Source organism: Streptomyces sp. NPDC021115 (assembly GCF_044333065.1).
GTDB lineage: Bacteria > Actinomycetota > Actinomycetes > Streptomycetales > Streptomycetaceae > Streptomyces.
Genome location: NZ_JBIRQF010000019.1, coordinates 75285 through 87943 on the forward strand (window position 1 = coordinate 75285; position 12659 = coordinate 87943).

Annotated in this window: 11 protein-coding genes; 5 read left to right on the forward strand and 6 right to left on the reverse strand. The window is 71.3% G+C overall.

Annotated features, from left to right (window positions below):
• Window positions 1-3 precede the first annotated feature (3 nt).
• Window positions 4-507, forward strand: coding sequence for an inclusion body family protein (locus ACH4TL_RS36975; protein ID WP_398327915.1), 504 nt, complete (start codon window positions 4-6; stop codon window positions 505-507).
• Window positions 508-570: 63 nt separating this feature from the next.
• Here ACH4TL_RS36975 and ACH4TL_RS36980 read toward each other — a convergent pair whose 3' ends face one another.
• Complete coding sequence (locus tag ACH4TL_RS36980; protein WP_398327918.1) at window positions 571-882, reverse strand: hypothetical protein; 312 nt, start codon at window positions 880-882, stop codon at window positions 571-573.
• 187 nt (window positions 883-1069) lie between these two features.
• Between ACH4TL_RS36980 and ACH4TL_RS36985 the strand changes: the two genes are divergently transcribed.
• Complete coding sequence (locus ACH4TL_RS36985; protein WP_398327921.1) at window positions 1070-1822, forward strand: MBL fold metallo-hydrolase; 753 nt, start codon at window positions 1070-1072, stop codon at window positions 1820-1822.
• Here the strand turns inward: ACH4TL_RS36985 and ACH4TL_RS36990 are convergent.
• The 4 genes from ACH4TL_RS36990 to ACH4TL_RS37005 form a co-directional block, all read right to left on the reverse strand.
• The gene (locus ACH4TL_RS36990; RefSeq protein ID WP_398327924.1) at window positions 1800-3323 is read right to left on the reverse strand and encodes an aldehyde dehydrogenase family protein; all 1524 of its coding nucleotides are present in this window, start codon (window positions 3321-3323) and stop codon (window positions 1800-1802) included. The two genes, ACH4TL_RS36985 and ACH4TL_RS36990, sit on opposite strands and share 23 nt — an antisense overlap.
• 72 nt (window positions 3324-3395) lie before the next feature.
• Window positions 3396-4289, reverse strand: a complete 894-nt coding sequence (locus ACH4TL_RS36995) for a dihydrodipicolinate synthase family protein (RefSeq protein ID WP_398327927.1) — start codon at window positions 4287-4289, stop codon at window positions 3396-3398.
• Between the two features lie 46 nt (window positions 4290-4335).
• Window positions 4336-5727 carry a protoporphyrinogen/coproporphyrinogen oxidase gene (locus ACH4TL_RS37000; RefSeq protein WP_398327930.1) on the reverse strand — a complete coding sequence of 464 codons (1392 nt, stop codon included), beginning with the start codon at window positions 5725-5727 and terminating at the stop codon, window positions 4336-4338.
• Between the two features lie 41 nt (window positions 5728-5768).
• Entirely contained in the window at window positions 5769-7112 is a 1344-nt protein-coding gene (locus tag ACH4TL_RS37005; RefSeq protein WP_398327933.1) for an MFS transporter, read from the reverse strand.
• 318 nt (window positions 7113-7430) lie between these two features.
• Here ACH4TL_RS37005 and ACH4TL_RS37010 point away from each other — a divergent pair, with 318 nt between their 5' ends.
• Window positions 7431-9278 (forward strand): helix-turn-helix domain-containing protein, encoded by a 1848-nt coding sequence (locus ACH4TL_RS37010; RefSeq protein WP_398327936.1) that lies wholly within the window; start codon window positions 7431-7433, stop codon window positions 9276-9278.
• Between the two features lie 53 nt (window positions 9279-9331).
• Here ACH4TL_RS37010 and ACH4TL_RS37015 read toward each other — a convergent pair whose 3' ends face one another.
• Window positions 9332-9997 (reverse strand): GntR family transcriptional regulator, encoded by a 666-nt coding sequence (locus ACH4TL_RS37015; protein WP_398327939.1) that lies wholly within the window; start codon window positions 9995-9997, stop codon window positions 9332-9334.
• Between the two features lie 95 nt (window positions 9998-10092).
• Between ACH4TL_RS37015 and glyA the strand changes: the two genes are divergently transcribed.
• On the forward strand, window positions 10093-11415 hold the full coding sequence (gene glyA, locus ACH4TL_RS37020; protein WP_398327942.1) for a serine hydroxymethyltransferase: 1323 nt from the start codon (window positions 10093-10095) through the stop codon (window positions 11413-11415).
• A 13-nt stretch (window positions 11416-11428) separates the two neighbouring features.
• Window positions 11429-12649, forward strand: a complete 1221-nt coding sequence (locus ACH4TL_RS37025) for a sarcosine oxidase subunit beta family protein (protein WP_398327945.1) — start codon at window positions 11429-11431, stop codon at window positions 12647-12649.
• Window positions 12650-12659 lie beyond the last annotated feature (10 nt).

The following is a 12659-nucleotide window of genomic DNA, read 5'->3' on the forward strand; positions in this document are numbered from 1 at the left end:
AACATGTCCGAGTTCATCAACGTGATGATCGCGTTCGACGCGGTCTCCATCGCCAAGCGCTACCCCGACGCATCGAAGAACCCCGACCAGCCCACCTATTGCGACCAGAGCCTGATCTACATGACGACGCGGCAGGACCGCGTCGTCGGCACCTCGGGGGCCGAGCTGAACTTCCGCGCCAACCCCCGGGACATCATCCGCTGGCGCGAGACGACGCTGTCGCTCAACAGCGAGTACTGCGCCCTGCTGTACCGGTACGTCAGCAACGACCACCTCATCAGCAAGCCGCGGGTCGTGATCGGTGACGGCACCTATCCGATGCCGAAGGACGGGAGCGTCGACCAGCCGGACTTCGTCACCCAGGACTACGAGGACCACTACTGGGAGGCGGACGTCGAAAAGACCGGGCAGGTCACCTACCACTTCTACTTCCAGATCCTGGACAGCGAGCAGAATCTGGTGGGCTACTTCCAATGGGACCCGTTCATCACCATCGACAAGCGCTGACGGCCGCCGACGCGGTCGGGTAGCAGCGGCGGGGCCGGGCCCCTGGCCCGGCCCCGCCGTTCGTCAGTTGATCCAGACGGCTCGGCCCAGAACGGCGATCGCGCCTCCTTGGGACTGGCCACCGGGCGGGATCACATCGATGACCGGCCCGGTGCAGTTGCTGTTCTGGTAGGCGAGAGCGTATTCGTTGGTCTGGTTGTAGACGTGGAACCTGTTGCTCTCCAGCGGTACGGCGACGCAGCCGCTGGGGTTGGTGACGCGCCAGGTGCTGTTGAAGAGGTCGCCGTGGGCGGCGGAGGCCGAGGGGGCCATGCCGAGGACGAGGGCTCCCGCGGCGGCCAGGATTCCTGCTGTGGTGGTGAGGCGGCGCATCATGCCTGACTCCTTCGGAGTGCTGCGGTCGGTGTGGCAGTTCCAGACCGACTGACCACCTCTCTGGATACCTGACCCCGCACGATTTTCGGTGGAGCGGCCGGCGGGCGTGAGGTGACCCCCTGACTCCCCGCCTCTGCCCAGGGCAGAGGCGGGCGCCGGGCCGCGGTGGGTCTGCCACGCTGGGGCCATGGCGAACGACATCCGGATCCGGCGGCTCGGCCTCGGCTGCTTCATCCGCCCGTCCGCCGAGACGGGCGGCCCGCACCCGAGGGTCGAACCGGTCCTCGGCTATCTGGTGCGGCACGAGCGGGGTCTCCTCCTCTTCGACACGGGCATCGGCAGCGGCAGCCCCGAGACCGACGCCCACTACCGCCCCCACCGCCGCGCACTCCCGGCCGCCCTGGCGGCGGCCGGTGCCGCCCTCGCCGACATCACCCTCGTGGTGAACTGCCACCTCCACTTCGACCACTGCGGCGGCAACCTCCTGCTGCCCGGCACCCCCGTCCTCGTCCAGGCCACGGAACTGGCCACCGCCCGCCGGGGCGGTCACACCATCGACGAGCTGATCGACTTCCCGGGCGCGACGTATACGGAACTCACCGGCGAGGCCGAGGTCTGGCCCGGCGTCCACATCGTCCCCACCCCCGGCCACACCGACGGCCACCAGTCCCTCGTCGTCCTTCGGCCGGGCGGCACGGTAGTCCTGGCGGGCCAGGCCCACGACACCGCCTCCGAGTTCGGTGCCGAGCACCTGGCCCGCCACGCCGCCCGCACCGGTCTGACGCCGCCTCTTCCTCCGTACCGGCCCTGGCTGGACCGCCTCGCCGACTTCGCACCGCGCCGTGTGCTCTTCGCCCACGACCACGCCGTCTGGGAGGCGCCGGAGCAGCCGGGGGACCATGTGGCCAGGGGCGGGATCAGCGCCCGTGGTGGTGCATGACGTGCTTGGTGCGCGAGTAGTCCTCCAGTGCGTAGACCGACAGGTCCCGGCCGTAGCCGGAGCCCTTGAAGCCGCCCCAGGGGACTTCGGCGGCCAGCACGAGGTGTGAGTTCACCCAGACCGTTCCGCTGTCGAGGCGGGCGGCCACGGCGTGGCTGCGGCGGGCGTTCTCGGTCCACACCGACGCGGACAGGCCGAGGGGGATGTCGTTGGCCCGGCGTACCGCCTCGTCCTCGTCGGCGAAGGTCTCGACGGTGACCACCGGGCCGAAGATCTCCTGACGGGTGGCCTCGGCGCCCTCGGGGAGGTCGACCAGCACGGTCGGGGCGATGAAGTAGCCGGGTCCTTCGAGGGCTTCGCCTCCCGCCGCCGCGCGGGCGCCTTCGGCCTTGGCGCGCTCCAGGTATCCGGTGACGCGGTCGAAGTGGGCCTTGGAGACCATGGGGCCGACCTCGATGTCCTCGCCGGAGAGCGGATCGCCGACGGCCAGCGTCCGTACCTCCGCCACGAGACGGTCGACGAACTGCCCGGCGACCGACTCATGGACGAGGATGCGGCAGGCGGCCCCGCATTCCTGGCCCGCGTTCCAGAAGCTCGCGGTGCGCAGGGACGACGCGACGGCCGCGAGGTCGGCGTCCGGGAAGACCAGCACCGGGGCCTTGCCGCCGAGTTCGAGGTGTACCCGCTTGAGGTTGTCGGCGGCGGCCCGGGCCACGGCGCGGCCGCTGGGGACCGAGCCGGTCAGGGCGATCATGTCCACGTCCGGGTGTTCGGCGAGCCGCGCACCGGCCTCCGGGCCGTAGCCGGTGACCACGTTCAGCACACCGGGCGGCAGCAGGTCGGCGACGAGTTCGGCGAACTTCAGCGTGGTCAGCGGGGTCTGCTCGGACGGCTTGATGACCAGGGTGTTTCCGGCGGCGAGAATGGGCGCGAGCTTCCAGGCCGCCATGAGCAGGGGATAGTTCCACGGTGTGATGACGCCGATGACCCCGAGGGGTTCCCGCAGAATGACCGACAGATGGTCCTCGACGTAGTCACCGGCGGCCATCGAGGTGGCCGAGCGCACCGCACCGGCCATGAAACGGAAGGTGTCGACGGTCATGTCGACGTCGTCCCGCGACACCGCGAGCGGCTTGCCGGTGTTCGCCGACTCCAGCCGGACGAGGAGGTCGGCGTTCCCGGCCAGCCGGTCGGCGATGGCGTGCAGTACGTCCGCGCGGTCCTTGGGGACCAGCCGCGCCCACCGGTCCTTGGCCCCGACGGCGGCGGCCACCGCTCGGTCGATGTCCCCGGCGGTGCCCTCGGGGGTCCGGGCGATGACGTTCTCGGTGCTCGGGTCGACCACGTCGATGACGCGCTCGGGCGAAGCCGATCCGTCGAGGAACGTCCCGTCCACGAAGTGGCGGGCCGGGGGAAGGTCGGCCTCGGAGATCAGAGGCCGGGCGTCTGCTGCGGCGCGTCGAACGGTGACGGTCGTGCGACCGGCGGCGGCAGTGGTCATGATCAGTGGCTCCCTGGGTGGTGGTGGCAATTCAGCCGGGATGCGAGGGGCGAGGCGGGCGCCGGGGGTGCGTCACGCCGTCCGTCGCGGCAGCTCCTCGATCAGGGCGGAGATCCTGGCGGCCGTGGCGGCGTCGAGGGGGAGCACCGGCTCCCGGGGACTGCCGACGGGGAAGCCGGACGCCTCCAGCGCGGCCTTGACCGCCGGGATGAAGGGCGCGGACATCATGGTGTCCATCAGCGGGTAGATCCGTGCCCACTCGGCCCGCGCGCGCCCGAGGTCGCCGTCGCGCAACGCGCGGTGGATCGAGACGAGTTCGGCCGGTATCACGTTCGCCGTCCCGGCCATGACACCGGCGGCACCCTCGGCGATGGCGGTCAGCAGGAGGCTGTCCCAGCCGATGAAGGTGGAGATGACGTCGCCGTACCGGTGGATCAGCTGCCCGGCCTGAGCCATGTCGGCGCTGGTGTCCTTGATGTACTGGATGTTCTCGACCTCGCGGGCGAGCTGTCCGACGATGTCCGGTGGAAGCGGGACACCGGTGGCGTCGGGCAGGTTGTAGAGCATGATCGGGATGTTCACGGCATCGGCCACGGTCCGCAGATAGCGCAGCGTTTCGTCGAGGGTGAGCGGCTCGTAGAACGGGGCCACCACCATCAGCACCGAGGCCCCGGCGGACTCCGCGTGGCGGGACAGCGCGACCGCTTCCTTCGTGCTGAGCGCCCCGGTCTGCGCGACCACCGGCAGTCGTCCGGCCGCCTGGTCGACGACGGTCTCGACCACCTGGCGCCGCTCCGCGCCGCTCATCGCCGCGAACTCACCGGTGGATCCGCAGGCCACGACGCCGTCGACGCCGCCGTCGACGCTGCGGTCCACCAGACGGCGCAGGGTCTTCTCGTCGAGCTGTCCGTCCGGTGCGAACGGCGAGGCAAGGGCGGTCAGGACACCGCTCAGCTGTGACGACATTCTTCACTCTCCTCGGATGGGGTCGGGATGTGACGGGGCGATGGGCTCAGGTGACGGCGTGCAGGGGCGCCAGGCCGCCGTGCGGGGTGGTCTGCCGGTCGGTGGCCAGCAGGCTCTGGGCCTCCTGGGCCGCGGACAGACCGGTCTGGATCGCGGTCTCGGTGTAGAGGGTGCCGAGGTAGTCACCGGCCAGGAGCACCCGGCCGCCGCGGCGGGTCAGCGTCGACTGGAGCCTCCCGCGGCCGGGGAAGCAGTAGGGCGCGCCGGTGGGCCAGCGCTGCACCTCGGCCTCGACGACCTTGTCGGGGAAGCCGGGCAGGACCTGGCCGAGGTCGTCCAGGTAGGTGCGGCGGACCTCGTCGTCGTCGCGTTCGAGGAGCGCCCGCGCCAGACTGCCCGGCGAGAAGGTCATGATGCTGCTGCCGGGCCGGCGTTCCGGCTCCAGACCGCGGGCGATGTTGGACATGTTGAGCACGACGTTGAAGGACCGCTTCGGCGTCGCGATGGCGTAGGCGCCGTCCCACACCTGACGCTCCGTCTCATCGGTGAGGAACGCCGCGCTCACATACGGGCCGTAGACCACCTTCGACAGGGCCTCCCGGACGTCACGGTCGAGGTCGACAGCGATCCGGTGGCTGACGGTCGCGGGGGTGGCCAGGACCACGCAGCGTGCCTCGACCTCCTGCTCGACCCCGTCCTGCCGGTAGCGGACGACGACCGAGTCCTTCTTGTGCACGATCTCGTCGACGGCCGCGTTCAGCCGCACCCGGTCCGCCAGGGCCGCGGCGATGCCCCCGGTGAGAGTGGAAGGCCCGCCGAGGATGCTCTGGTTGAGGCCACCGCCGATGTTCCACACCAGGCTGAAGTAGCCGACACCGGCACCGGCGGAGATCTGGTCGATGTCGGCGGCGGAGCGGGTCACCGTGGGCTTGAACAGCGCTTCGGCGTCTTCGGGGAGGTTTCCCACGAAGTCGGAGAAGCTGCGGTCGTTCATGAAGTCGTAGATCCGCTGCTGCCGGGCGGCCTCGTCCTCGCCGCGCCGCAGCCGCACGATCCGCGCGTACTGGGCGACGGCCAGGGCCACCTTGGCCCCGGCCTTCACCATCCCGGTGCGGGCGGACCACGGCATGGGAATGCGGAACGGATAGCTCTCCACCCGCCCGTTGAGCAGGAGCTTGCCGTTCATGTGCAGCCCGGCCAGCGATCCCGTCACCGGCGTCGAATCGATGCCGGTGTCGCGCAGGAGCCACGCCGTGGAGGAGTTCCCCCCGGCGTAGACGTGACCGCCCCAGTTGAGCCAGTACGGTCCGCGGCGCTCGGAGCGGATGCGCCCGCCGACGCGGCCCTCCGACTCCAGCAGCAGCGTGTCCCAGTGCCGCAGTCGCCAGCCCGCGGACAGTCCCGCGATGCCGCCTCCGACGATCACTACGTCCTTCATCGATACCCTCCTGCACCCGAAGCGGGTGACGGTCGCGGTGGTCAGACTCCGGCCGGGCGCTCGGCGGGCTCTGCTGCGGCCCGCGGATGCAGCGCGGCGGCTTCGTGGAGGGCCATGTCCCGGGTCTCGGGTGCCCACACGACGGACACGGCGGCGCCGGCGAGGCTGATCGCGGCAGCGGCGATCATGGTGCCGCCGATGCCCCAACTGGACAGGGCCAGTGGGACGAGATAGGTGCCGACGGCGGCGCCGATACGGCTGACGGAGGAGGCCAGCCCGACGGCGGAGCCGCGTACCTCGGTCGGGAACAGCTCGTTCGGGTAGATCCACTGGAGGATCTGGGTGCCGCCGATGATGATTGCGTACAGGGCGAACAGGGTCATGATCACGCCGGAGGGGGCGTGGGGGAAGATGCCGAGCACCAGCAGGGCCAGGCCCGACCAGACGAAGCTGTGGATGACCAGGGTGCGGCGGCCCATCCGGTTCACCCCGAGCAGGGCGATCACACAGCCGACCAGGAACATGACGGTGATCAGCGCCTCCCCGATGTTGGCGAGGCCGCCTTTGAGCTGAAGCGCGTCCAGGATCCTCGGGCCGAAGGCGTAGATGGCGAACAGCGGCACGACCGAACAGGTCCAGAACACACAGATGTACAGCATCCGCCCGCCGTAGCCGGAGCGCAGGATCGCCTTGACGTCGACGTCCTCGTGCTCCTCCGCCGACAGGTCGGCGATGGTCGCCTCGGGACCGTAGACCTTCTTCAGGATGGCCTCGGCCTCGTCGGTGCGGCCCTTGTTCGCCAGCCAGCGCGGGGACTCGGGCGTGCCATGGCGCAGCAGCACGATGATCGTGGCGGGCAGCGTGGCGCTGGCGAGCATCCACCGCCACCCGTCGTCGCCGACCGACAGCAGGATCTCGCCGACGACGTACGCGGTGGCGGCGCCCACGAACCACATGACGACCAGGCCGCCGAGCAGCGGCCCCCGGTAGCGGCGCGGCGTGAACTCGGCCAGCAGGGAGGTGGCGATGGGGTAGTCCGCGCCGACCGCCATGCCGATCAGCAGGCGCAGGATGAACAGCCACACCGGATCGGCGGCCCAGAACTGGGCGACCGAGCAGACGATGATGGCGATCAGGTCGATGGTGTACAGGAGCTGCCGGCCGAATTTGTCGGTCAGCCAGCCACCCACGAAGGCACCGAGGAAGATGCCGATGAGTGCCGAGGCGCCGATGAGGCCCTGGGCGGAGTCGGACAGGTCCAGCTGCGGCGTGATCTGCACCATGGCGACGCCGATGATGCTCAGCACGTAGCCGTCGAGGAACGGGCCTCCGGAGGAGTACAGCGCCAGTTTCTTGTGGAAGCCCGAGAGGGGCGCGTCGTCCACTCGGTTTCCTGCGTTTGCGGTCATCACAGCCTCCGGGAGCGGTTCCCGGACGTGCCCGAGGCGGGGCCGTCCGGTCCAGGTCGGGGTTGATGTCGTGGCGTCGGTGCCGGACGCCCGGTCGCCGCGCCGGTGGGGGCGGCCCGGGCCCGGCACACCGCGGTTCCGGGGTCGCGGACTCACGGTTTCCTGGGGACACCGGCAGCGTGGCCGCCGGCTGGCATCGAAGTATGTGAACGCCACAGGCGGCCAACAATGCCTCCGGCATCCACTCCGGCCCGGGGGTACACCTGAATCAGAAGTTCGGCTACGGTTCCCGCCATGGCAGGCCGCCCCCGCGACGCCGTGGTCCTCACCGAGGACGAACGGGCCGCACTCCGCACGTGGACCCGCAGCCGCAGCTGCTCACAGGCCCGGGCGCTGCGCGCGCGCATCGTGCTGGCCTGCGAGGACGAGCCCACCAACCTGGGCGTGGCCAGACGCCTCGGCATCTCCCGCGACATGGTGGGCAAGTGGCGCGCCCGCTTCCTCGCCGAGCGGCTGGCGGGACTGGACGAGCAGCCACGTCCCGGGCGGCCTCCCGCAGCGGACGACGACACGGTGGCGCACGTCCTCGTCCGCACCCTCACCCCACCGCCGCCCGGTGCCGGACACGTTTGGTCGACCCGTTCCATGGCCGCCGAAACCGGCCTGAGCCAGAGCACCGTGAGCCGGATCTGGCGGGCCTACCGCGTGCAGCCGGGGGCGGGCGGCACGGCCGGGCCGCGCCGGGCGTGGTCCCTGCCGGAGCGCGCCGACGAGGTGGTCGGGCTGTTCATCGCGCCACCGGTGTGCGTGCTCGCCGTGGCGGCCCGGACGGGCCGTGGCACGGCCGCGGGCACCGCCGCTGGCGCCACCGCCGCGGCGTCCGCGGCCCGGCTCTTCGGCCAGGAGCGGGATGTGGCCCATGTCCTGGCCGTTGCCTGCGCGTTCGCGGCGCTGCGCGGTCCGGGGCCTGCGGACCACACCGCCCTGCGCGCCTTCCTGGACCAGGCGCGGTCGGCGGCGGACACCGGGGGAGTGGTGCACCTGCTCGCGTACGGCCTCCCGGAGGAGGACGGCGCCGGCCCCGAGTCGCCGTACGCTGCCGCCTCCCCGCGGCTGCGCGTGCACCACGTGCCCGGCCCGGAGGCGTGGACCGACGAGGTCCGGCGCCTCTTCGCCACCGACGCCCAGGTCCCTCAGGAGGCCGCGCCCGGTGTGCCGCGCCTGCGTGCCGCGCTGCTGACCTGGTCCACCACATGGGTCCCCTCCGCCGAACCCTTCACCCGGATCGCCGCCCCGCGCCCCGCGTACGGCATTCCGGCCATCTGCGGCCCTGACAATGACTCGCACCCCCGGGGCGGCCGCGCACCCGACCGTGCCATCGCCCCCGGAGCGACCCGGATCACATCGCCCGACGGTCCGCCCGGCGCCCCCGTCACGACCGACCCCGCCGTCGGCCTGCTGCGCGAGGCCGTACTCGCCGGTCGACTCCGGCCCGGTGGCCGCGTACGCGAGGCGCCGCTCGCGAGCCGTCTCGGCCTCTCGCGCCGGGCCGTCCGCGCGGGGCTGCGGGCGCTGGCCGAGGAGGGCATGCTCGACCTGCTCCCGGGCGGCGCGACCGCCGTCCCGGCCGTCACGGCGAAGGACGTCCTGGACCTGTACGCCCTGCGCGCCAGCCTGGGCGCGCTGCTCATCCGGCGCGTCGCCATGCTCGGGCGCGAACCCCTGGCCGTGGCCTCGGCGGCCCTGGCGGAGGTCCGCGACGCCGCCCGGGACGGCGATCACGTCCGGGTGCGGGAAGTCGACTTGCGGTTCCAGGACGCCGTCGCCCGCACCGCGGACCTTCCGCAGGCGGCCCGGACCTTCGAACGGCTCACGGCCCGGCTGCGCATGTTCGTCGCGGTGCTGGAGATGAACTACAGCCGGGCGTGCGACACCATCACCGACGAGGACACCGCCGTCTACGAGGCGTTGCGCAACGCCGACGGGAACGAGGCGGCCCGGCTGTGGCGGGTCAAGATCGAGCGGTGCGTCCGCTTCATGATCGCCCAACTCCCGGAGGACGACGTGGCACCGCATCTGTGGACCACCCTGGCGGGCAGGCCGCGCATGCGCCGGGACGATTCCCGGGAGGCCGCGCACTGACGCGTACGGTGCTCCAACTGACGCCTACGGCACTTGAGTTGACGCCCGGCGCCTCAGATCGCGGCGCGAATGGCCCGCTCGAAGCCCTCGACGTGATCGCGGGCGAGCTGTGCCGCCTTCTCGGCGTCACCGGCCACGACCGCCTCGATCAGCGGCCCGTGCTCCTCGATGTGGCCCGCCATGTCCGACAGCCGGTCGATGAACAGGCACCAGATGCGGGTGGCCAGGTTGTCGTGGCGGACGAGGGTGTCCTCCAGGTACGGGTTGTGGGTGGCGGCGTAGATGGCGCGGTGGACCTGGAGGTCCAGACGCATCAGCTCGTCGGCGTCGCGGCGGCGCGCATGCCCGCTCTCCAGCTCCCGTAGCGCGGCCGTCAGGTCCGCCCGGTCGGTGTCCGTGGCGCGCCGCGCGGCCTGGGCGGCGGCCAGCGGCTCCAGCTCCTGGCGCACCTCGGAGATATGCGCCAGGTCGGTGATGTTGACCTCGGTGGCGAAGGTGCCGCGCCGCGGATAGGTGGTGATCAGGCGCTCGTACTGGAGCCGCTTGAGCGCCTCGCGCACCGGTGTCCGCCCGACGCCGAGCGACTGCGCCAGCTGGTCCTCGTTGATCGGCGCGCCCGGGCGGATCTCGAGCATGACCAGCCGGTCGCGGATGGCGCGGTAGGCGCGCTCAGCGAGGGACAGCTCCTCGCCCCTCGGCTCGGTCGCCACGTGCTGCATGAAGCCCCCTTGACCTGTCCCGGCGAGCTCCCATACCTTACCGCACAGGCTGATATATCAGTTGCCCATTAGTTGGCTCTCAGGATGGTGCACAGATGGCAACCACCCCGTCGCTCACCACGGACACCTCCCTCACCTCCCAACTCTCCTTTCCGCTTCGCACCCTCGACCCGGATGTGGCCGCCGCGGTGGACGCCGAGCTGCACCGTCAGCAGTCCACCCTGGAGATGATCGCCTCGGAGAACTTCGCTCCGTCCGCGGTCATGGAGGCGCAGGGCTCGGTCCTGACCAACAAGTACGCGGAGGGCTACCCCGGCCGCCGCTACTACGGTGGCTGCGAGCACGTCGACATCGTGGAGCGGCTGGCCATCGCCCGGGTGAAGGAGCTCTTCGGCGCGGAGGCCGCCAACGTCCAGCCGCACTCGGGAGCCCAGGCCAACGCGGCCGCGATGTTCGCGCTGCTGGAGCCCGGCGACACGATCCTCGGCCTCGATCTGGCGCACGGCGGTCATCTGACCCACGGCATGCGCATCAACTACTCCGGCAAGCTGTACAACGTCGTGCCGTACCACGTGCGCGAATCCGACATGCGCGTCGACATGGACGAGGTCGAGCAGCTCGCTCTCGCACACCGGCCCAAGATGATCGTCGCCGGGTGGTCGGCCTACCCCCGGCGGCTGGACTTCGCCGCGTTCCGGCGCATCGCCGACCAGGTGGGCGCGTATCTGCTGGTGGACATGGCGCACTTCGCCGGGCTGGTGGCCGCGGGGCTCCACCCGAGCCCGGTGCCGTACGCCGACGTCGTGACGACCACCACGCACAAGACCCTCGGTGGTCCGCGCGGCGGGGTGATCCTCAGCCGCGCCGACCTGGCCAAGAAGATCAACTCCGCGGTCTTCCCCGGCCAGCAGGGCGGCCCGCTGGAGCACGTGGTCGCCGCGAAGGCGGTGGCCTTCAAGGTGGCGGCGAGCGAGGAGTTCGCCGAGCGCCAGCAGCGCACCCTGGCCGGTGCCCGCATCCTCGCCGGGCGGCTGCTGGCCGACGACGTCGCCGAGGCCGGGATCACGGTGCTGACCGGTGGCACCGAAGTCCATCTGGTCCTGGTCGACCTGCGGGCCTCCGCCCTCGACGGGCAGCAGGCCGAGGACCGGCTGCACCGCATCGGCATCACCGTCAACCGAAACGCTGTGCCGTTCGACCCACGCCCGCCGATGGTGTCCTCGGGGCTGCGGATCGGCACCCCGGCGCTGGCCGCCCGGGGCTTCGGCGAGACGGAGTTCCGCGAGGTCGCCGACATCATCGCCCAGGCCCTGAAGGACGAGCGGTTCGGCGACGAGCAGGCGGACCTGCTGCGCGACCGGGTCGACAAGCTCGCCGGCGCGTTCCCCCTCTACGCCCACCTGAACCTCCCCAGCTGAACGGAGACGCGGCATGACCACCCAGCCGCTGCCGGAGCATCCGGACTTCCTCTGGCGCAACCCGGAGCCGCGCTCCTCGTACGACGTCGTCATCGTCGGCGCGGGAGGCCACGGCCTGGCCACCGCCTACTACCTCGCCAAGAACCACGGCATCACCAATGTGGCCGTCCTGGAAAAGGGCTGGCTGGCCGGTGGCAACATGGCGCGCAACACCACGATCATCCGCTCGAACTACCTGTGGGACGAGAGTTCCGCGATGTACGAGCACGCGCTGAAACTGTGGGAGGTGCTCCCCGAGGAGCTGGAGTACGACTTCCTCTTCAGCCAGCGCGGCGTCCTCAACCTCGCGCACACCCTCCAGGACGTCCGCGACAGCGTGCGCCGGGTCAACGCCAACCGGCTCAACGGAGTCGACGCCGAGTGGCTGGAGCCGGACGAGGTCGCCGAGGTCTGCCCCATCCTCAACGTCTCACCCCGCACCCGCTATCCGGTCCTCGGCGCCACCTTCCAGCCGCGGGCCGGTATCGCCAAGCACGACCACGTCGCCTGGGCGCTGGCGCGCAAGGCCGACGAGATGGGCGTGGACCTGATCCAGGGCTGCGAGGTCACCGGCTTCGTCAAGGACGGCGACCGGGTCGTGGGCGTGGAGACCAACCGCGGGCGCGTCCTCGCGGGCCGGGTCGGCCTCGCGGCCGCCGGGCACAGCAGCGTCCTGGCCGAGCTGGCCGGATTCCGGCTGCCGATCCAGTCCCACCCGCTCCAGGCGCTGGTGTCCGAGCTGCACGAGCCGGTCCACCCCACCGTGGTGATGTCGAACCATGTGCACGTCTACGTGTCCCAGGCGCACAAGGGCGAGCTGGTGATGGGCGCGGGCGTCGACTCGTACAACGGCTACGGACAGCGCGGCTCGTTCCACGTCATCGAGCAGCAGATGGCCGCCGCCGTCGAACTGTTCCCCATCTTCGCCCGTGCCCATGTGCTGCGGACCTGGGGCGGCATCGTCGACGTCACCCCGGACGCCTCTCCCATCGTCGGCGCCACGCCGATCGAGAACCTCTACGTCAACTGCGGCTGGGGCACCGGCGGTTTCAAGGGCATGCCGGCCGCCGGCCTGACCTTCGCCCACACCATCGCCACCGGCGAGCCGCATCCGCTGAACGCCCCCTTCGCCCTCGAACGCTTCACGACGGGCGCACTGATCGACGAACACGGCGCCGCGGCCGTGGCCCACTGAGGAGAACACC